Origin of the sequence: Enterobacter cloacae complex sp. P12RS (assembly GCF_014895875.1) — a bacterium.
Classification (GTDB): Bacteria; Pseudomonadota; Gammaproteobacteria; order Enterobacterales; family Enterobacteriaceae; genus Enterobacter; species Enterobacter bugandensis.
Genome location: NZ_JADBQO010000001.1, coordinates 24,257 through 43,925, shown reverse-complemented (window position 1 = coordinate 43,925; position 19,669 = coordinate 24,257). Strand labels below are relative to the sequence as shown.

17 protein-coding genes are annotated in these 19,669 nt (G+C 55.5%); 10 read left to right on the top strand and 7 right to left on the bottom strand.

All coding sequences use genetic code 11. The features are described from left to right. Nucleotides 1–8: 8 nt before the first annotated feature. Nucleotides 9–2,672, bottom strand: a complete 2,664-nt coding sequence (gene aceE, locus IM284_RS00195; RefSeq protein WP_028015529.1) for a pyruvate dehydrogenase (acetyl-transferring), homodimeric type — start codon at nt 2,670–2,672, stop codon at nt 9–11. A gap of 123 nt (nt 2,673–2,795) precedes the next feature. Next, nucleotides 2,796–3,560, bottom strand: coding sequence for a pyruvate dehydrogenase complex transcriptional repressor PdhR (pdhR, locus tag IM284_RS00190; protein WP_006173806.1), 765 nt, complete (start codon nt 3,558–3,560; stop codon nt 2,796–2,798). A gap of 537 nt (nt 3,561–4,097) precedes the next feature. Here pdhR and aroP point away from each other — a divergent pair. The 3 genes from aroP (at nt 4,098) to IM284_RS00170 (ending at nt 7,991) form a co-directional block, all read left to right on the top strand. After that, the gene (gene aroP / locus IM284_RS00180) at nt 4,098–5,468 is read left to right on the top strand and encodes an aromatic amino acid transporter AroP (protein ID WP_028015528.1); all 1,371 of its coding nucleotides are present in this window, start codon (nt 4,098–4,100) and stop codon (nt 5,466–5,468) included. 164 nt (nt 5,469–5,632) lie between these two features. Next, nucleotides 5,633–7,030 (top strand): glycoside-pentoside-hexuronide (GPH):cation symporter, encoded by a 1,398-nt coding sequence (locus IM284_RS00175; RefSeq protein ID WP_045259469.1) that lies wholly within the window; start codon nt 5,633–5,635, stop codon nt 7,028–7,030. A 10-nt stretch (nt 7,031–7,040) separates the two neighbouring features. Further along, nucleotides 7,041–7,991: a family 43 glycosylhydrolase gene (locus IM284_RS00170; protein ID WP_047367333.1), complete on the top strand. Its 951-nt coding sequence runs from the start codon at nt 7,041–7,043 to the stop codon at nt 7,989–7,991. 18 nt (nt 7,992–8,009) lie between these two features. On the opposite strand, the gene ampE is transcribed toward IM284_RS00170, so the two are convergent. Next, entirely contained in the window at nt 8,010–8,864 is an 855-nt protein-coding gene (gene ampE / locus IM284_RS00165; protein WP_041911235.1) for a beta-lactamase regulator AmpE, read from the bottom strand. A gap of 9 nt (nt 8,865–8,873) precedes the next feature. Beyond that, nucleotides 8,874–9,425 carry a 1,6-anhydro-N-acetylmuramyl-L-alanine amidase AmpD gene (gene ampD / locus IM284_RS00160; RefSeq protein WP_047367332.1) on the bottom strand — a complete coding sequence of 184 codons (552 nt, stop codon included), beginning with the start codon at nt 9,423–9,425 and terminating at the stop codon, nt 8,874–8,876. Nucleotides 9,426–9,512: 87 nt separating this feature from the next. Here ampD and nadC point away from each other — a divergent pair, with 87 nt between their 5' ends. The 4 genes from nadC to hofC all read left to right on the top strand — a co-directional run bounded on the left by nadC (nt 9,513) and on the right by hofC (nt 13,585). Beyond that, nucleotides 9,513–10,406 carry a carboxylating nicotinate-nucleotide diphosphorylase gene (gene nadC, locus IM284_RS00155; protein WP_047367331.1) on the top strand — a complete coding sequence of 298 codons (894 nt, stop codon included), beginning with the start codon at nt 9,513–9,515 and terminating at the stop codon, nt 10,404–10,406. Nucleotides 10,407–10,580: 174 nt separating this feature from the next. Then, nucleotides 10,581–11,018 (top strand): prepilin peptidase-dependent pilin, encoded by a 438-nt coding sequence (ppdD, locus tag IM284_RS00150; protein WP_047367330.1) that lies wholly within the window; start codon nt 10,581–10,583, stop codon nt 11,016–11,018. A gap of 10 nt (nt 11,019–11,028) precedes the next feature. Then, nucleotides 11,029–12,411 (top strand): type II secretion system protein GspE, encoded by a 1,383-nt coding sequence (gene gspE / locus IM284_RS00145; RefSeq protein ID WP_047367329.1) that lies wholly within the window; start codon nt 11,029–11,031, stop codon nt 12,409–12,411. Then, nucleotides 12,401–13,585: a protein transport protein HofC gene (hofC, locus tag IM284_RS00140; RefSeq protein ID WP_047367328.1), complete on the top strand. Its 1,185-nt coding sequence runs from the start codon at nt 12,401–12,403 to the stop codon at nt 13,583–13,585. Before gspE ends, hofC begins: the two co-directional genes overlap by 11 nt. A gap of 41 nt (nt 13,586–13,626) precedes the next feature. On the opposite strand, the gene IM284_RS00135 is transcribed toward hofC, so the two are convergent. Beyond that, nucleotides 13,627–14,670 carry a GMP reductase gene (locus IM284_RS00135; protein WP_028015519.1) on the bottom strand — a complete coding sequence of 348 codons (1,044 nt, stop codon included), beginning with the start codon at nt 14,668–14,670 and terminating at the stop codon, nt 13,627–13,629. A gap of 228 nt (nt 14,671–14,898) precedes the next feature. On the opposite strand from IM284_RS00135, the gene coaE reads away from it, so the two are divergent. From coaE to yacG, 3 genes are read left to right on the top strand one after another with little or no spacing between them, the layout of a single operon-like run. Further along, nucleotides 14,899–15,519, top strand: a complete 621-nt coding sequence (gene coaE / locus IM284_RS00130; RefSeq protein ID WP_047367327.1) for a dephospho-CoA kinase — start codon at nt 14,899–14,901, stop codon at nt 15,517–15,519. After that, nucleotides 15,519–16,262 (top strand): cell division protein ZapD, encoded by a 744-nt coding sequence (zapD, locus tag IM284_RS00125; protein ID WP_028015517.1) that lies wholly within the window; start codon nt 15,519–15,521, stop codon nt 16,260–16,262. Before coaE ends, zapD begins: the two co-directional genes overlap by 1 nt. 9 nt (nt 16,263–16,271) lie before the next feature. Next, nucleotides 16,272–16,466: a DNA gyrase inhibitor YacG gene (yacG, locus tag IM284_RS00120; protein WP_028015516.1), complete on the top strand. Its 195-nt coding sequence runs from the start codon at nt 16,272–16,274 to the stop codon at nt 16,464–16,466. 34 nt (nt 16,467–16,500) lie between these two features. On the opposite strand, the gene mutT is transcribed toward yacG, so the two are convergent. Together mutT and secA are read right to left on the bottom strand one after the other, a co-directional pair. Then, nucleotides 16,501–16,893, bottom strand: a complete 393-nt coding sequence (gene mutT, locus IM284_RS00115; protein ID WP_193055691.1) for an 8-oxo-dGTP diphosphatase MutT — start codon at nt 16,891–16,893, stop codon at nt 16,501–16,503. A 57-nt stretch (nt 16,894–16,950) separates the two neighbouring features. Next, the gene (gene secA, locus IM284_RS00110; RefSeq protein ID WP_047367326.1) at nt 16,951–19,656 is read right to left on the bottom strand and encodes a preprotein translocase subunit SecA; all 2,706 of its coding nucleotides are present in this window, start codon (nt 19,654–19,656) and stop codon (nt 16,951–16,953) included. Nucleotides 19,657–19,669 lie beyond the last annotated feature (13 nt).

Genomic DNA, 19,669 nt, shown 5'->3' with positions numbered 1-19,669 from the left:
TTTACCTCTTACGCCAGACGCGGGTTAACTTTTTCTGCATCGATGTTGAATTTGGTAATTGCGTCCGCAACCACTTTCTTATCGATTTCGCCACGTTTAGCCAGTTCGCCCAGTGCTGCTACAACCACGTAAGAAGCATCAACTTCGAAGTGGTGACGCAGGTTTTCGCGGCTGTCAGAACGACCGAAGCCGTCAGTACCCAGTACGCGATAATCATCAGCTGGAACGTAAGTACGAACCTGCTCAGCGAACAGTTTCATATAGTCAGTAGACGCCACCGCTGGCGCGTCGTTCATCACCTGAGCGATGTACGGTACGCGTGGGGTTTCCATTGGGTGCAGCATGTTCCAGCGCTCACAATCCTGGCCATCACGCGCCAGTTCGGTGAAGGAAGTCACAGAGTACACGTCGGAACCCACACCGTAGTCTTTCGCCAGGATCTGCGCTGCTTCACGAACGTGACGCAGGATAGAACCGGAGCCCAGCAGCTGAACTTTACCTTTGCTACCTTCAATGGTTTCGAGTTTGTAGATACCTTTACGGATACCTTCCTCGGCACCTGCTGGCATTGCCGGCATGTGGTAGTTTTCGTTCAGGGTGGTGATGTAGTAGTAAATGTTCTCTTGCGCTTCACCGTACATGCGCTGCAGGCCGTCATGCATAATGACTGCCACTTCGTACGCGTAAGACGGGTCGTAAGAGATACAGTTAGGAATAGTCAGAGACTGAATGTGGCTGTGGCCATCTTCGTGCTGCAGACCTTCACCGTTCAGAGTCGTACGACCAGAAGTACCACCGATCAGGAAGCCGCGAGCCTGCTGGTCGCCTGCCTGCCAGCACAGGTCACCAATACGCTGGAACCCGAACATGGAGTAGTAGATGTAGAACGGGATCATCGGCAGGTTGTTGGTGCTGTAAGAGGTCGCAGCAGCCAGCCAGGATGCGCCTGCGCCCAGCTCGTTGATACCTTCCTGCAGAATCTGACCTTTCTCGTCTTCTTTGTAGTATGCAACCTGCTCACGGTCCTGCGGGGTGTACTGCTGGCCGTTCGGGCTGTAGATACCGATCTGACGGAACAGACCTTCCATACCGAAAGTACGCGCTTCGTCGGCGATGATTGGCACCAGGCGATCTTTGATCGACTTGTTCTTCAGCATCACGTTCAGGGCACGAACGAAAGCGATAGTGGTAGAGATCTCTTTGTTCTGCTCTTCCAGCAGCTGAGAGAAGTCTTCCAGCGCTGGCAGTTCCAGCTTCTCGGTGAAGTTAGGCTGACGAGCTGGCAGGTAGCCTTTCAGCGCCTGACGACGTTCGTGCAGGTACTTGTGCTCTTCAGAGCCTTCCGGGAAGGTGATGTAAGACAGGTTTTCTACCTGCTCATCGGTCACTGGAACGTTGAAACGGTCGCGGATATAGCGCACGCCGTCCATGTTCATTTTCTTAACCTGGTGAGCGATGTTTTTACCTTCTGCGGTATCACCCATGCCGTAACCTTTGATGGTGTGGGCCAGGATTACAGTCGCTTTACCTTTGGTTTCACGCGCTTTTTTCAGTGCAGCGTAGATTTTCTTCGGATCGTGACCACCGCGGTTCAGGGCCCAGATCTGCTCATCAGTCCAGTCGGCAACCAGCGCTGCGGTTTCTGGATATTTGCCGAAGAAGTGCTCACGCACGTAGGCACCGTCTTTGGATTTGAAGGTCTGGTAGTCGCCGTCAACGGTTTCGTTCATCAGTTGGATCAGTTTACCGCTGGTGTCTTTACGCAGCAGTTCGTCCCAACGGGAACCCCACATGACTTTGATCACGTTCCAGCCAGCACCTGCGAAGATGCCTTCCAGTTCGTTGATGATCTTGCCGTTACCGGTTACCGGACCATCCAGACGCTGCAGGTTACAGTTGATGATGAAGCACAGGTTGTCCAGCTTCTCACGGGTTGCGATGGTGATCGCACCTTTAGATTCTGGCTCATCCATTTCGCCGTCGCCCAGGAAGGCGTAAACGGTCTGCTCAGAGGTGTCTTTCAAACCACGGTGTTCCAGATACTTCAGGAATTTAGCCTGGTAGATCGCACCGATTGGGCCCAGACCCATAGATACGGTCGGGAACTGCCAGAATTCAGGCATCAGTTTAGGGTGCGGATAAGAAGACAGACCTTTACCGTGAACTTCCTGACGGAAGTTGTTCATCTGCTCTTCAGTCAGACGACCTTCCAGGAATGCACGTGCATAGATGCCCGGAGAGATGTGGCCCTGGAAGTACACCAGATCGCCGCCGTCTTTCTCGTTCGCTGCACGGAAGAAGTGGTTGAAGCACACTTCGTAAACGGTCGCAGAAGACTGGAAGGACGCCATGTGGCCACCCAGTTCCAGGTCTTTCTTGGACGCGCGCAGAACGGTCATGATGGCGTTCCAGCGGATTGCAGAACGGATACGACGTTCCAGATCCAGATTGCCCGGGTATTCCGGTTCGTCTTCAACGGCAATCGTGTTTACGTAGTTGCTAGCCCCTGCACCTGAAGCAACCTTCACGCCGCCTTTGCGGGCTTCAGAAAGCAGCTGATCAATCAGATACTGAGCGCGCTCAACACCTTCTTCACGGATGACCGATTCGATCGCCTGTAGCCAGTCGCGAGTTTCGATCGGATCCACGTCATTTTGGAGACGTTCTGACATGGGGGTATTCCTTATCTATCTAATACGTTGATTTGTCTGGAACCTGTCCCATTGTGCTCTTGGGTAAGAACACAATAAGACAGGTTCTGCGTTTAGTTGCCGCGCTCTAAAAGTACCTGGCGCTTAATCCTTTCGTTGCTGTATGCGGCGTAATGAACGTTCGCGACGCGATTGTTCACGGCTGCGGTCCAGCAAGATTTCCTCAATGAAAGCCAGGTGACGGTGCGACGCTTCGCGCGCCTGCTCCGGCTCCCCGGCCATTATCGCCTCGAATACTCGGGTGCGATGGTTGCTTACCAGCGGGAGCATCTCCCGACGGGCATACAACAATTCAAAATTCTGACGAACGTTCTGGGCCAGCATCGGCTCCATGCAGCGTAGCAGATGGAGGAGCACCACGTTGTGTGCCGCTTCGGTGACGGCGATTTGATACTGGACAACGGCGCTGGACTCGGCGTCTAAATCGCCGGACTGCTGTGCCCGTTCAATGGCCTGATGCAGTTCGCGGATACGCACGCGATCTTCATCAGTGCTGCGAAGGGCGGCGTAATAGGCCGCAATACCTTCAAGCGCGTGACGGGTCTCAAGCAGATCAAACTGGGATTCTGGGTGGTCAGAGAGAAGTTCTACCAGCGGATCGCTGAAGCTCTGCCACAGGCTGTTCTGCACAAAGGTTCCGCCGCCCTGGCGACGAAGCAGCAAGCCCTTTGCTTCGAGGCGTTGAATCGCCTCACGCAGAGAGGGACGTGAAACGTCGAACTGTTTTGCCAGCTCGCGTTCTGGCGGAAGTTTCTCACCCGGGCGCAGAGTCCCTTCGAGGATTAAAAACTCCAGCTGCTGCTCAATCACATCAGATAGTTTTGGTTGGCGAATTTTGCTGTAGGCCATATTCCCTGTCTTACGCCTTTTTGCCCGGAGTCAATTGGTCTTACCAATTTCTAGTTCGTATCGCTAAAGTAACAAAGTATTCACCTTCTGTCCATATTGGTTTTGATTGAAATCAGTAAACCCTGCACATTTTAACAACCTTACAGAAATAACGTTTCAGAAATGTAACTTTGCACAAATGAGTTGATTACTCCCAAAGAGGGAGTTTTAACCATAATGAAACGAGGGGTTTTGCAATCTGAAGCGATTCAACATGGCAAATAATGAAAATTCGCCCACTTAAGAAGCATTTCTATTCTATAGGTTGGGTTAGGAAGAATAAGCGGGCCGATTTACAAATGCTTTCTTTTTATTCAAGTCGTCAGCATCGCTTCATAAAGCAGGTGCATTCGCAGGCGCTTACCACTATTCTGGCGCTTACGGAAGTCATCTCCGCTTTTTTCGGTTTGTTTAACTGTAAAGAAATAAATACAGAATATGGACTTTCATAATTACACACGCACAGCGTGAACATAACAACCACACACGAGGTTTCAAATGGAAGCTCAACAGCACGGCGATCAGCTAAAGCGCGGACTTAAAAACCGCCATATACAGCTCATCGCACTGGGCGGTGCGATTGGTACCGGCCTGTTTCTGGGCAGCGCATCCGTTATCCAGTCAGCCGGTCCGGGTATTATTTTGGGTTACGCGATTGCGGGTTTCATTGCTTTTCTGATCATGCGCCAGCTTGGCGAAATGGTCGTTGAAGAGCCGGTCGCAGGCTCGTTCAGCCACTTTGCCTATAAATACTGGGGCAGCTTTGCGGGCTTCGCCTCCGGCTGGAACTACTGGGTGCTGTACGTTCTGGTTGCTATGGCCGAGCTGACCGCCGTCGGGAAGTACATTCAGTTCTGGTATCCGGAGATCCCCACATGGGCGTCTGCTGCAGCCTTCTTCGTGATTATCAACGCCATTAACCTGACCAACGTAAAAGTATTCGGCGAGATGGAGTTCTGGTTTGCCATTATCAAAGTCATTGCCGTTGTGGCGATGATCATCTTCGGTGGCTGGCTGCTGTTCAGCGGCAACGGCGGCCCGCAGGCTACCGTGCGTAACCTCTGGGAACAGGGCGGCTTCCTGCCTCACGGCATGACCGGTCTGGTGATGATGATGGCGATCATCATGTTCTCCTTCGGCGGCCTGGAGCTGGTGGGTATTACCGCCGCCGAAGCCGATAACCCGGAGCAAAGCATTCCGAAAGCCACAAATCAGGTTATCTACCGTATTCTGATCTTCTATGTGGGCTCACTGGCCGTGCTGCTCTCCCTGTTGCCGTGGACGCGCGTGACCGCTGACACCAGCCCGTTTGTTCTCATCTTCCACGAGCTGGGCGATACCTTTGTCGCCAACGCCCTGAACATCGTGGTGCTGACCGCAGCGCTCTCCGTTTACAACAGCTGCGTATACTGCAACAGCCGTATGCTGTTCGGCCTGGCCCAGCAGGGCAACGCGCCGAAGATGCTGCTCAACGTGGATAAACGCGGCGTGCCGGTGAATACCATCATTGTTTCAGCCATCGTGACCGCGCTGTGCGTGCTGATTAACTACATGGCACCGGAATCGGCGTTTGGCCTGCTGATGGCGCTGGTAGTCTCCGCTCTGGTTATCAACTGGGCGATGATCAGCCTGGCGCACATGAAGTTCCGCCGCGCGAAACAGCAGCAGGGCGTCACCACGCGCTTCCCTGCCCTGCTCTATCCGCTGGGTAACTGGATTTGCCTGCTGTTTATGGCGGCCGTGCTGGTGATCATGCTGATCACGCCGGGCATGGCGATTTCCGTCTACCTGATCCCGGTCTGGATTGCGATCCTTGGCGTTGGCTATCTCTTCAGCCAGAAAAGCCGTAATGCCATGAAGGCGCACTAAACCTCTCGCCGCGGCACCTGTTTTTGAGGGTGCCGCGCGTTGTTACCTCCTTCACACTTTCACGCCAACAGCACATTTATCCATATCACCGCCCTGATACTGCAACGCATATATTCCTTTGCCAGCGAATAATTCTCCCCATACCGTAAACCGGAGAGCTGTCGATGGATAACAACAAACTGTCAGTAAAAGAAAAGATCGGCTATGGGATGGGCGACGCGGGATGCAACATCATCTTCGGCGCCATCATGCTGTTTGTTAACTATTTCTATACGGATATTTTTGGCCTGGCGCCTGCGCTGGTCGGCGTGCTGCTGCTGTCCGTCCGCGTGATTGACGCCGTAACGGACCCGATTATGGGGGCGATTGCCGACCGTACCCGCAGTAAATATGGCCGGTTTCGTCCATGGCTGCTGTGGATTGCGTTCCCCTACGCGCTGTTCAGCATTCTGATGTTCACCACCCCGGAGTGGAGCTATAACAGCAAAGTTATCTATGCGTTTGTCACCTACTTCCTGCTCTCGTTAACCTATACGGCCATCAACATCCCTTACTGCTCGTTAGGTGGAGTGATCACCAACGATCCAAAAGAGCGCGTGGCCTGCCAGTCGTATCGCTTCGTGCTGGTCGGCATCGCCACGCTGCTGCTCTCCTTAACGCTGCTGCCGATGGCCGACTGGTTTGGCGGGGATAACAAAGCCAAAGGCTACCAGATGGCGATGACCGTCCTGGCGCTGATTGGTACCTGTATGTTCCTGTTCTGCTTCGCCACCGTGCGCGAGCGAGTGCGTCCGGCAGTGCAAACCAACGACGAACTGAAAAACGACCTGAAAGACGTGTGGAAAAACGACCAGTGGGTGCGCATTTTGCTGCTCACGCTGTGCAACGTCTGCCCGGGCTTTATCCGCATGGCGGCGACCATGTATTACGTCACCTGGGTGATGGGCCAGAGCACCCACTTCGCCACGCTGTTTATCAGCCTGGGCGTTGTCGGCATGATGCTTGGCAGCGTGCTGGCGAAAGTGCTGACCGACCGCTGGTGTAAGCTGAAGGTCTTCTTCTGGACCAACATCGTGCTGGCGGCATTCTCCTGCGCCTTCTATTTCTTCGACCCGAAAGCCACCGTTACCATCGTGGTGCTCTACTTCCTGCTGAACATCCTTCACCAGATCCCGTCTCCGCTGCACTGGTCGCTGATGGCCGACGTGGACGACTACGGCGAGTGGAAAACCGGGAAACGCATCACCGGGATCAGTTTCTCGGGTAACATCTTCTTCCTTAAACTGGGCCTGGCGATTGCCGGTGCGATGGTCGGCTTCCTGCTCTCCTGGTACGGTTATGACGCGGGCGCAAAAGCGCAAAGCGCGGACGCCATCAACGGGATCGTGCTGCTCTTTACCGTCATTCCGGGCATTGGATACTTAATTACCGCTGGGGTGGTACGTCTGCTGAAGGTAGACCGTGAGACCATGAAGCAGATCCAGGCCGATCTGGAAAAGCGTCGCACCAACTACCGCGAACTGAACGACTATCAGGAACTCAAAGCCGCTGAGACTAAATAAGGAAAGCCGCATGCATAACTGGCCAAACCCGTTTATCGAACAACGCGCCGACCCGTACATTTTACGCCATGAGGGACAGTACTATTTTATTGCCTCCGTGCCGCAGTACGACAGGCTGGCGATCCGCCGCGCAGACTCGCTGGAAGGACTACGCGGAGCTGAAGAGGTAGTGGTCTGGCGCAAACCCGAGACCGGCCCGATGAGCCAGCTAATCTGGGCGCCAGAACTGCACCACGTTGACGGCAAGTGGTACATCTATTTTGCCGCGACGCACACCCAGGCGCTCGACGCGCTCGGGATGTTCCAGCACCGCATGTTTGCGATTGAGTGTGCGGACCGCGATCCGCTCAGCGGTACCTGGATCGAGAAAGGGCAAATCAACACCCCGTTCGACACCTTCGCCCTGGACGCCACCACCTTTGTTCATCAGGGCAAACGCTGGTACCTGTGGGCGCAAAAAGCCCCGGATATTTCCGGCAACTCTAACCTCTATCTGTGTGAAATGGAGAACCCGTGGACGCTGAAAGGCGAGCCGGTGATGCTCAGCAAGCCAGAATACGACTGGGAATGCCGTGGTTTCTGGGTCAACGAAGGTCCGGCGGTGCTGGTTCACGGCGATAAGCTGTTTATCAGCTACTCCGCCAGCGCCACCGATGAGAACTACTGCATGGGATTACTGTGGATAGACCTGAACGCCGCTCCGCAAAACCCGGCAAACTGGCACAAATCCCCTCGCCCGGTTTTCGTCACCAGCTACGAGAACCGCCAGTACGGGCCAGGCCACAACAGCTTTACGCAAACGCCGGAAGGGGAAGATGTATTGGTATACCACGCAAGAAATTACACCGAAATTGAAGGCGATCCGCTTTACGATCCGAACCGTCATACCCGCCTGAAGCTTGTCCGCTGGGACGAAAACGGGATGCCTGATTTCGGCATCCCGCCTGCGGATACGTTATAGCCTTTGCGGCGCGCTGGGTTACACCAGCGTGCCGTAAATCGTCAGCAGCGCCACAATCACCACCACCACAAACGAGGTTTTCTTCGCCATGGAGACGGCGGCTTTTGGCGTTTCGATCTTGTCGGTATGCGGTTCGCGCGCCAGCGAGAACTGCGCCAGGCGCGTCAACACCTGGTACTGGGACGTATGGCGGTCCCCAAGAGAAGCGAACCATGCGGGCAGCGCTTTTTCACCGTGCCCAATTAAGGCGTACACCACGCCCACCAGACGCACCGGGAGCCAGTCGAGCACGTGCAGGATGGCATCAATGCCGGACAGCAAACGCTCATGCGGCGTCAGATAACGGGCAAGCCAGGTCTGCCAGGCGCGCAGGAACGAATAGCCCATCAGCAGTACCGGCCCCCACGGGCCGCCCACCACAAACCAGAACAGCGGAGCAAGGTAGTAGCGGAAGTTAATCCACAGCAGCGCGTTTTGCAGCTCGCGCAGGAACTCGCGCTCGTCGCAGTCCGGCGGCACGCCGTGGATCATCGTCAGCTCGCTCGCCATCGCGCCGCGCGCGTGGGCATCGTCACGGGAGGCGGCTTTCAGGTAGGCGTGATAGTGCAAACGCACCTTGCCCGCACCAATGCACAGCACGCCGAGCAGGATCCACACCACCAGCAGCGGCACGTTGAAAAAGAGTCCGTACAGCGAGCGCAGCAGCAGGAAGGTAATCAGCATGACGCCCGCCATCATCAGCAGCGTGCGCAGCATGGAAAAGTGCTTGATGCGGCGGAATAACACCTCCAGCCGGTGATCCAGTTGCCAGTGCTCGCCGAGCTTGAACAGGCGTTCAGCGATGATAACCAGCAGCATGGTAAACAACGTCATGGTATCTCCTTATTCTGACGACGCGGCAAGCATGGCGCGAAACCGCGGCCAGTCAAATGCCGGGCCGGGATCGGTTTTTCTCGCCGGAGCGATATCGCTGTGCCCGGTAATATTGTCGGCGATTGCCGGGTAGAGTCCGATAAGCGTGTGGGTAATAGCAACCAGCTGCTGATACTGGGCATCGGTGTAGGGGGTAATGTCCGTACCTTCCAGCTCGATCCCAATCGAGAAATCGTTGCACCGTTCGCGCCCGTGATACATCGATACCCCGGCATGCCAGGCGCGCTTATCAAAAGGAACATACTGAACCACCTCACCATCACGGCGAATCAGGCAGTGAGCCGACACGCGCAGATGCGCAATCTCAGCGAAGAAGGGATGAGCATTGGGATCTATCGTTCCCGTGAATAACGCATCGATCCACGGGCCGCCAAACTCACCCGGCGGGAGGCTAATATTATGAACCACCAGCAGTGTGGGCTTTTCATCCTCCGGGCGGCAGTCGTGGTGCGGCGAGGGTACATGCCGCGCATCCACCAGCCATCCGTTTTCTAACAACATGCTGGAACTCCTTCTGTATGGTGCAATGACTCGGTTCAGAGTAGCATGTTTCAATATTATGATTCGTTACCAATTTGGAGTTTTATCATGCCGCCTCGCCGCTACAACCCCGACCACCGACGTGAAGCGCTTCTGGAACGTATTAATATGGATATTCCGGCAAGCGTCGCCCATGCGTTGAAAGAAGACCTGGGGGGTGACGTTAACGCCGATAAAGATATTACCGCACAATTGTTGCCAAAAGAGACACGCTCGCACGCGGTCATTATCACCCGTGAGGAGGGCGTTTTTTGCGGCAAGCGTTGGGTTGAAGAGGTCTTTACTCAGCTGGCGGGTGACGATGTACAGGTGACATGGCACGTTGATGATGGTGATGCAGTGACCGCCAATCAGCCGCTGTTCGAGCTGCACGGTCCTTCCCGCGTATTACTGACCGGCGAGCGTACCGCGCTCAATTTTGTCCAAACGCTCTCTGGCGTCGCCAGTGAAGTGCGCCGCTACGTTGACCTGCTGGCCGGCACCCGTACCCAGCTGCTTGATACCCGCAAAACGCTGCCGGGCCTGCGCACTGCGCTGAAGTACGCGGTGCTCTGCGGCGGCGGCGCAAACCATCGTCTGGGCTTATCCGATGCTTTCCTGATTAAAGAGAACCACATTATTGCTTCTGGCTCCGTGCGTCAGGCGGTGGAGAAGGCCTTCTGGCTGCACCCGGACGTGCCGGTTGAGGTGGAAGTGGAAAACCTGGACGAGCTGGAGCAGGCGATCAAGGCCGGGGCCGATATCATCATGCTCGATAACTTCGAAACGGAGCAGATGCGCGAGGCGGTGAAACTGACCAACGGCCGGGCCCAGCTTGAAGTGTCCGGAAACGTCACTTTCGAGACGATCCGTGAGTTCGCCGAAACCGGCGTGGATTACATCTCCGTTGGCGCGCTGACCAAGCACGTTCGCGCCCTCGATCTCTCAATGCGCTTCAAATAACGCACGCTCCCCTCTCTGCCCGGAGAGGGGAATTTCAGCCTCGCTCGCAAATCCATTGTCCTTCTCTGCAACACGGAATGAATTCTCTGAAGCTCCTTTCTCGTTCTCTTTTTTGCCCCTCGTTTCTGCCCTGTCCCGCTGACAAAGTAGCGCCACTTTGCATAAGGAGCAGATATGGACAGACAACAAGGATTCACACTCATTGAGCTGATGGTGGTCATTGGCATCATTGCGATTCTGAGCGCCATCGGCGTTCCCGCCTATCAGAACTACCTGCGTAAAGCAGCCCTCACCGATATGCTGCAAACTTTCGTTCCCTATCGCACTGCCATTGAGCTTTGCGCGCTCGATCGCGGCGGCGTGGAGAGCTGCGATGCCGGCAGTAACGGTATTCCCTCTCCTGCCACGACGCGTTACGTTTCAGAAATGAGCGTGGCGAAAGGGGTCGTGACCTTAACAGGCCAGGAGAGCCTGAACGGGCTGACGGTAACCATGACGCCGCAGTGGAGCAACGGCAATGGCATGACGGGCTGGACGCGTGACTGCAATATCAGTGCTGACAGCGCGCTTAAGCAGGCCTGCGAAGACGTCTTCCGCTTCGACACTAACTAAGGAGCGGATAATGAACACCGATCAACTCGTGGCGCTTTGTCTTCGCCACCATGCCCTGCTGCTCACCAGCGACAGCGACATGATTAGCATCGCCGTCGTGGGAACCCCCGCGCCTGAACTGATGGAGGCCCTGCGCTTCGCGACCCAGAAGCGGATTGATATCGAATGCTGGAGCGCTGAACGCATGGAAAAGCACCGGCAGTTAACCGCGCAATCGCATCTGCCCGTCGTTTCGCAACCCCACTCCGCGGTGGACATCCTCAACCACACGCTGCAGCAGGCAGTAAACCAGCGCGCGTCTGACATCCATATCGAACCAATGGAACACGCGTGCCAGATCCGCTTACGTATCGACGGGGTACTTTATCCGCAGCCTCCCCTTTCCGCCGCGCTGGCGACGATGCTCAGCGCCCGGTTAAAAGTGCTGGGTAATCTGGATATTGCGGAACGGCGCTTGCCGCAGGACGGTCAGTTTACGATTGAGCTGACAAACGAGCCGGTCTCGTTTCGTATCGCCACGCTTCCCTGCAATGGCGGTGAGAAAATTGTGCTGCGTTTGCTACATCAGGTTCAGCAGGCGCTGGAGCCGAACGCGCTTGGCATGAGCGCTAAACAGCTGGCCTGTTTTAATGAGGTACTCCACCAGCCTCAGGGGCTAATTCTGGTCACCGGCCCGACGGGCAGCGGCAAAACCGTAACGCTCTACAGCGCGCTGCAGGCGCGTAACACCCCTGACGTCAACATCTGCAGCGTGGAGGATCCCATCGAGATCCCGCTTGTGGGGTTAAATCAGACGCAGGTTAACCCCCGCGCGGGCTTAACATTCCAGACCGTACTGAGAGCGCTGCTCCGTCAGGATCCGGACATCATTATGGTCGGGGAAATCCGCGATGGTGAAACAGCAGAAATTGCCATCAAAGCCGCGCAGACCGGGCATCTTGTATTGTCGACGCTGCACACCAACTCGACGACGGAAACCCTCATTCGTCTGGAGCAGATGGGCGTGGCGCGCTGGATGATCTCTTCCGCGCTCTCGATGGTAATTGCCCAGCGGCTGGTTCGGCGCCTTTGCCCGCACTGCCGACAGAAAACAGGGGAGCATACGGACCTGCCGCGCTCGGTTTGGCCGCGGCAACTTCCTCGCTGGCAGCCTGCAGGCTGCGATCGTTGTTATCACGGTTTTTACGGGCGCGTGGCCATTTTTGAAGTACTTGCGATCGATAATCCCCTGCGCCAGGCTATTGCCAGCGGGGCAGGCACCGAGGTGATTGAAGCCAGCGCCCGACAGGCTGGACTCATCTCGCTGTTTGAACACGGCTGCATGGCCGTTGAACAAGGGATGACCACGCTTGAAGAGTTAGTGCGTGTTCTGGGTATGCCCGATGGCTGCTAATCAACTCTGGCGCTGGCGAGCAATCTCCGCTGAAGGAGAACCCCGAAACGGGGTACTCTGGGCCACCGACCGCAACGCAGCCTTCACCAGGCTGATGCGTAACGACCTCCATCCTCTGGCCCTGACCCGATGCGCTCAAAGGCACCGCTGGCGTCCACATCACTGCTACGAGATGTTTCGTCAGCTCGCAACGCTTCTGCAGGCCGGGCTGCCGCTCGCGCATAGTCTGCAAATGCTGGCAGACCAACATCCAGTAGAACCGTGGCGGGGGCTACTGCAAAACGTTGCCGATGAACTCAGTGAAGGCTGTCCTTTTTCTGAGGCGCTCAAACGGTGGCCAGCGGTCTTTAGCCCACTGCATATCTCAATGGTGAAAACCGGAGAGCTAACGGGGAAGCTTGAAGCGTGCTGCCGAGAGCTTGCAGAGCAGCAAAAAGCGCAGCAGCAGCTCAGCGCGAAGGTGAAAAAAGCGCTGCGCTACCCGGCGATCGTCCTGACGCTGGCCGTGCTCGTCGTGCTGGCAATGGTCACCCTGGTTTTGCCCGAATTTGCCGCGATCTACAAAACCTTTAATACCCCGCTTCCGGCGCTGACGCGAATTGTTATGGGGATAGCCGCGTTTATGCAGTCATATGCCCTTGCGCTGTTCGCGATGCTGCTTGTTCCCGTAACCGCAGCCTGGCCTCTGCGACACCATCCTCGCTGGCAGCGTATTCTGCTGAGTTTTCCCGTAATGGGAGCGCTGGCGAGAGGGCAAAAGCTGGGGCAGATCTTCACCGTGCTGTCGCTCACGCAGCAGGCGGGCATTGCATTCTTACAGGGGCTTGAAAGTGCAGAAGAGACTGTTGAAAGCCGGTACTGGCAGGGAATACTCCGCAGCATACGCGAGAACATTGAAAAAGGTCTCCCCGTCTGGTCGTCCTTTCAGAAGGCGGCAATGTTTACCCCGCTCTGTATTCAGCTTTTACGAACCGGCGAGATGTCAGGTTCGCTGGACGTCATGCTGGCAAACCTTGCTCGCCATCACACGGAACAGACCTTTCAACGTGCAGACAACCTGGCGGCGCTTCTGGAGCCACTGCTCCTGGTTGTTACGGGGGTTATCATCGGCACGCTGGTGGTGGCAATGTATCTGCCGATTTTCCATCTGGGAGATGCGATGAGCGCGGGGTAGTGCAGCAGCGCTGGCGCACGAGCATGCGCCAGCGAAAGCCATTACAGGCTATTGAAAACGCGGTTTTCCTGCTCCTGAACGCGAATAAACGTTGTGCGTTTCGTCAGCTCTTTCAGGCGGGATGCACCCACGTAGGTACAGGCTGAGCGCAGGCCGCCCAGGATGTCGCGCGCGGTGTTTTCAACCGGGCCGCGCAGAGGCAGCTTCACGGTTTTGCCTTCTGCCGCACGGTATTTTGCCACGCCACCGACGTGGCGGGTCATCGCGGATTCAGAACTCATACCGTAGAACAGCATGAATTTCTCGCCGTTCTCTTCCACCACGGTGCCGCCGCTCTCTTCGTGGCCTGCCAGCATACCGCCGAGCATCACGAAGTCCGCGCCGCCGCCAAAGGCCTTTGCGACATCGCCCGGCATGGTGCAACCGCCGTCGCTGATGATCTGGCCGCCCAGGCCGTGCGCCGCGTCGGCACATTCAATGACCGCGGAAAGCTGCGGATAACCAACTCCGGTCTTCACGCGCGTGGTGCATACGGAGCCCGGGCCAATGCCCACTTTCACGATGTCGGCACCGGAAAGGATCAGCTCTTCACACATTTCACCGGTCACCACGTTACCCGCGATGATGGTTTTGGTCGGCCAGGCTTCGCGCGCCTTGCTGACGAACTGCACGAAGTGCTCGGAGTAACCGTTCGCCACATCAATACAAACGAAGCTAAGCGCCGGGTTAGCATTCAGGATCTGTTTGGTTTTCTCGAAATCGGCGTCGGAAGTACCGGTGGAAACCATCACGTGCTTCACCACGTCAGCAGAGGCAGACGCAACAAACGCATTCCACTCTTCAGGAGTGTAGTGCTTGTGGACTGCAGTAAGAATATCGAACTGAGCCAGCGCCGTTGCCATCTCAAAGGTACCGACTGTATCCATGTTGGCAGCAATGATTGGCACGCCAGACCACGTCTGACCGGAGTGTTTAAAGGTGAATTGACGTTCGAGTTCAACGTCTGAGCGACTTTTCAGTGTAGAGCGTTTAGGGCGGATAAGAACGTCTTTGAAACCTAACTTCAGATCTTCTTCGATACGCATGTGCGGATTCCTGGGGTTAGAGGCAAATATGTTAAAAGCACAACTCCAGTGACGCTATCATACGCACTAATACCTGCTCCGCAAGACTGCGAAATTCTCTTTTTTTACGCTACAATCCTATAAATTTACCTGGTAAAAATCCGGTAAAGAGAATCAAACAATTACTGTCGCACGTTTGTTTTTTAAGCAACTGATTTCCATAATGAATAATTCCCAGGATTTGATTTAATGGGGTATATCGTCGCAGTAACCGGCGGCATCGGTAGTGGCAAAAGTACCGTTGCGGACGCGTTTTCTCGTCTCGGCATCGCGATTATTGATGCTGATATTATTGCCCGTCAGGTGGTAGAGCCCAATACACCCGCGCTAAAGGCCATCTCCGACCATTTCGGTCAGGCAATCATCAATGCCGATGGCACACTGAACCGCCGTCAGCTTCGCGAATATATTTTTTCCGATTCTGCGGAAAAAGCCTGGCTTAATGCCCTGCTCCACCCCATTATCCACCAGGAAACTCAGCGTCAGATAGCCGCAGCCCGCTCGCCCTATGTCCTGTGGGTGGTTCCGCTCCTGGTAGAAAATCAGCTGCATAAAAAAGCCAATCGGGTATTGGTGATTGATGTCACACCCGAGACGCAAATCCAGCGAACCATGACGCGCGACCACGTCTCGCGTGAACATGCTGAACAAATTCTTGCCGCTCAGGCCACTCGCGCTCAGCGCCTTGCCGTTGCGGATGATGTTATTGATAATAACGGCGCACCAGATGCCATTGCATCGGATGTTGCCCGCCTGCACGAGCAGTATCTAACCTTCGCCGCGCAGGCCGTTGCACAGGAAAAACCATAATGTCGACTCACATCCTTTTTGAGCACCCGCTTAATGAAAAAATGCGTACCTGGCTGCGCATTGAATTTCTCATCCAACAGCTTTCACAACATCTGCCTGTTAACGATCATGCCACGGCGTTGCACTTCTTTCGCAACGTAGGCGATCTGCTGGATGTGATTGAACGTGGCGATGTCCGCACGGAGCTGTTGAAAGAGCTGGAGCGCCAGCAGCGTAAATTACAGGCCTGGGCCGAAGTACCGGGCGTGGATCAAAGTCGAATTGACGCCTTACGCCAGCAGTTGAAAAACAGCAGCACGACGCTGATGGCCGCGCCGCGCGTTGGGCAATATTTACGAGAAGACCGTTTGATAGCGCTGGTGCGCCAGCGCCTGAGCATACCGGGCGGTTGCTGTAGCTTTGATCTGCCAACGCTGCATATGTGGCTGCATATGCCGCAGGAACAGCGCGATCGCCAGGTAAACAGCTGGCTGGGTAGCCTGGAGCCGATGAATCAGACGCTATCGCTGATCCTCGATCTTGTGCGTAACTCTGCCCCGTTCCGCAAGCAAACCAGTCTCAACGGTTTTTATCAGGACAACGGCGACGACGCCGATCTTCTGCGTCTAAATTTGTCGCTTGGCGAGCAGCTTTATCCACAAATTTCCGGGCATAAAAGCCGTTTCGCGATCCGCTTTATGCCGCTGGACAGTGAAAATGGCACCGTGCCGGAACGCCTCGATTTTGAACTGGCCTGTTGTTAAGGAGTGCCAATGTCTGACGTCACCACCGTAAACTGCCCAACCTGTGGGAAAACTGTCGTCTGGGGAGAAGTGAGTCCGTTTCGCCCGTTCTGCTGCAAGCGCTGTCAGCTCATTGATCTGGGCGAATGGGCGGCGGAAGAGAAACGTATTCCTAGTGAAGGCGACCTCTCGGATAGCGATGACTGGAGCGAAAGCCAGCAGTAACGTTCAAAGCCTGCTGGCGATTCGTTCGGCAGGCCTACATGTTTGTCGCTAAGCGGCGGATCACAGGCTCATTGGCTGGCGGGAATTTGTCGGCATCACTGACCTGAAGTTCCACCCAGTTACCCGGCTGTCCCTCTTTTCCCCAGGGTTCACCTTCCCAGCTTTCCACCAGCCAGAACCACAGCGTGATGTGCCTGTCGGGAAACTGATACTCCAGCTTATCGAACAGCGTGGCGCCAAGCGGGGTAATCCCCACCTCTTCCTGCAGCTCACGCACCAGCGCCTCTTCCGGCGTTTCTCCTGATTCGATTTTCCCGCCAGGAAACTCCCACTTGTTCGCCATATGGGCGTCAGCAGCGCGCTGGGTGATGAAGATTTGGTTTTGCGGGTTGCGAATAATCCCGACGGCAATTTGCATTATTTTCATAGCGTCACTCCCATAAAAAAGGCGCAGATATCTGCGCCTTTTGAGTTAGTTATGTTCTTAGCTCAGGCGGCCGTGGCACGCCTTGTATTTTTTACCGGAACCACACGGGCACGGATCGTTACGACCGACTTTACGATCGCCGGTCTGCGCGGCGATCGCTGCTGCGGCTTCGCTTTCGTCAGTCTGGTGGCTCAGCTGCTGCATCTGCGCCAGACGCTCAGCTTCTTCACGGCGCTGCTGCTCCATCGCTTCCACTTCTTCCGGCATGCGCACCTGAACCTTGCTCAGGGTGCTGATCACTTCGTACTTCAGTGACTCCAGCATAGAGGCAAACATGGAGAAGGATTCACGCTTGTATTCCTGCTTCGGATCTTTCTGCGCATAGCCGCGCAGGTGGATACCCTGACGCAGGTAGTCCATCGCCGCCAGGTGCTCTTTCCACAGGGAGTCCAGCGTCTGCAGCATCACGCCTTTTTCGAAGTGACGCATCATCTCAGCGCCAACCACTTCTTCCTTACGCTTATAAACCTCCAGCGCGGTTTCAAAGATACGTTCGCGCAGGGTCTCTTCATGCAGCTCAGGCTCTTTATCCAGCCACTCTTTGATTGGCAGATCGAGATCGAAGTCGTTTTTCAGACGTTCCTGCAGGCCTTCAACGTCCCACATCTCTTCCAGAGACTGCGGTGGAATATGCGCGTCGATGGTGGCTTTGAACACATCTTCGCGGATGCTGTTGATGGTTTCGCTCACGTCGGACACGTCCAGCAGTTCGTTACGCTGGGTGTAGATCGCGCGACGCTGATCGTTGGCCACGTCATCATATTCCAGCAGCTGCTTACGAATATCGAAGTTGCGGCTTTCCACTTTACGCTGGGCGTTAGCGATCGCTTTAGTCACCCATGGGTGCTCAATGGCTTCACCAGGCTTCATGCCCAGCTTACGCATCATGCCGGACACGCGGTCGGAGGCGAAAATACGCATCAGCGCATCTTCCATAGACAGGTAGAAGCGGGAAGAACCGGCATCACCCTGACGGCCCGCACGGCCGCGCAGCTGGTTGTCGATACGACGAGATTCGTGACGCTCGGTACCGATGATGTGCAGACCACCGGATGCCAGCACCGCGTCGTGACGCACCTGCCAGTCGGCTTTGATCTGCTCGATCTGCTCTGGCGTTGGGTTTTCCAGCTCTGCGACTTCAGCCTGCCAGCTACCGCCGAGCATAATATCGGTACCACGACCCGCCATGTTGGTGGCGATGGTCACGGCTCCCGGATAGCCCGCCTGAGCAACAATGTCCGCTTCTTTAGCGTGGAACTTGGCGTTCAGAACGTTGTGCTTGATGCCTGCTTTGGTCAGCTCATTGGAAACCACCTCGGATTTCTCGATGGAGATGGTCCCCACCAGAACCGGCTGACCATTGGCAGTACGGTCGCGAATATCTTCGATGATCGCCTGAATTTTTTCCGCTTCGGTCATATACACCAGGTCCGGCATATCCTTACGGATCATCGGACGGTTGGTTGGCACAACCACGGTATCCAGCTTGTAGATGGAGCTGAATTCAAACGCTTCGGTATCTGCGGTACCGGTCATCCCCGCCAGCTTCTCATACAGACGGAAGTAGTTCTGGAAGGTGATTGAGGCCAGCGTCTGGTTTTCGTTTTGAATGTCCACGCCTTCTTTCGCTTCCACCGCCTGATGCAGACCATCAGACCAGCGACGACCCTGCATGGTACGGCCGGTGTGTTCATCGACAATGATGACTTCGCCGTCTTTCACGATGTAGTCAACGTCGCGGGTGAACAGCGCGTGGGCGCGCAGCGCGGCGGTCACGTGGTGCATCAGCATGATGTTGCTCGGAGAGTACAGAGACTCACCTTCTTCCATAATGCCTTCAGCCACCAGCAGCTCTTCGATTTTCACCAGACCGCGTTCGGTCAGGTTCACCTGGCGCGCTTTTTCATCTACGGAGAAGTGGCCTTCACCCTGGAAGGTATCGGAGTCTTCTTTCTCCTGGCGCAGCAGGTGTGGAATGATTTTGTCCACTTTACGGTACATGTCAGAACTGTCTTCGGCCGGGCCGGAGATGATCAGCGGGGTACGCGCTTCATCGATCAGAATGGAGTCAACCTCATCCACCAGCGCATAGTGCAGCTTACGCTGGACGCGCTCTTCCGGGCTGAACGCCATGTTGTCGCGCAGGTAGTCGAAGCCGTATTCGTTGTTGGTGCCGTAGGTGATGTCCGCGTTGTAGGCTTCGCGCTTGGCGGGTGCCGGCAGTCCGGACATGTTGATGCCGACGGTCATGCCGAGGAATTCGAACAGCGGGCGGTTGTTTTCGGCATCACGCTGGGCCAGATAGTCGTTGACGGTAACGACGTGAACGCCTTTACCGGTCAGTGCATTCAGGTAAGCCGGCAGCGTTGCGGTCAGGGTTTTACCTTCACCGGTACGCATTTCCGCGATGCAGCGTTCGTTAAGCACCATACCGCCCAGCAATTGAACGTCGAAGTGACGCATGCCGAACACACGTTTACTCGCTTCACGCACAACGGCGAAAGCTTCCGGGATCAGGCTTTCTAAGGTTTCACCTTTTTCCAGACGCGCACGGAATTCCGCCGTTTTCGCTTTCAGCTCATCATCAGAAAGCTTCTCCATCGCCGGTTCCATACCGTTGATGACGGCAACAGCTTTGCGCATACGGCGCAGGGTACGATCGTTACGACTACCAAAAACTTTGGTTAATAATTTGATTAGCATAATAAATTCTCAA

What these genes read in the sequence shown, in the direction of transcription:
- hofC (WP_047367328.1), top strand. Translation starts at nt 12,401, where the DNA reads ATGGCTGCTAATCAACTCTGGCGCTGGCGAGCAATCTCCGCTGAAGGA.
- mutT (WP_193055691.1), bottom strand. Translation starts at nt 16,893, where the DNA reads ATGAAAATAATGCAAATTGCCGTCGGGATTATTCGCAACCCGCAAAAC.
- IM284_RS00170 (WP_047367333.1), top strand. Translation starts at nt 7,041, where the DNA reads ATGCATAACTGGCCAAACCCGTTTATCGAACAACGCGCCGACCCGTAC.
- coaE (WP_047367327.1), top strand. Translation starts at nt 14,899, where the DNA reads ATGGGGTATATCGTCGCAGTAACCGGCGGCATCGGTAGTGGCAAAAGT.
- yacG (WP_028015516.1), top strand. Translation starts at nt 16,272, where the DNA reads ATGTCTGACGTCACCACCGTAAACTGCCCAACCTGTGGGAAAACTGTC.
- IM284_RS00135 (WP_028015519.1), bottom strand. Translation starts at nt 14,670, where the DNA reads ATGCGTATCGAAGAAGATCTGAAGTTAGGTTTCAAAGACGTTCTTATC.
- ppdD (WP_047367330.1), top strand. Translation starts at nt 10,581, where the DNA reads ATGGACAGACAACAAGGATTCACACTCATTGAGCTGATGGTGGTCATT.
- ampE (WP_041911235.1), bottom strand. Translation starts at nt 8,864, where the DNA reads ATGACGTTGTTTACCATGCTGCTGGTTATCATCGCTGAACGCCTGTTC.
- aceE (WP_028015529.1), bottom strand. Translation starts at nt 2,672, where the DNA reads ATGTCAGAACGTCTCCAAAATGACGTGGATCCGATCGAAACTCGCGAC.
- zapD (WP_028015517.1), top strand. Translation starts at nt 15,519, where the DNA reads ATGTCGACTCACATCCTTTTTGAGCACCCGCTTAATGAAAAAATGCGT.
- pdhR (WP_006173806.1), bottom strand. Translation starts at nt 3,560, where the DNA reads ATGGCCTACAGCAAAATTCGCCAACCAAAACTATCTGATGTGATTGAG.
- aroP (WP_028015528.1), top strand. Translation starts at nt 4,098, where the DNA reads ATGGAAGCTCAACAGCACGGCGATCAGCTAAAGCGCGGACTTAAAAAC.
- IM284_RS00175 (WP_045259469.1), top strand. Translation starts at nt 5,633, where the DNA reads ATGGATAACAACAAACTGTCAGTAAAAGAAAAGATCGGCTATGGGATG.
- nadC (WP_047367331.1), top strand. Translation starts at nt 9,513, where the DNA reads ATGCCGCCTCGCCGCTACAACCCCGACCACCGACGTGAAGCGCTTCTG.
- ampD (WP_047367332.1), bottom strand. Translation starts at nt 9,425, where the DNA reads ATGTTGTTAGAAAACGGATGGCTGGTGGATGCGCGGCATGTACCCTCG.
- gspE (WP_047367329.1), top strand. Translation starts at nt 11,029, where the DNA reads ATGAACACCGATCAACTCGTGGCGCTTTGTCTTCGCCACCATGCCCTG.
- secA (WP_047367326.1), bottom strand. Translation starts at nt 19,656, where the DNA reads ATGCTAATCAAATTATTAACCAAAGTTTTTGGTAGTCGTAACGATCGT.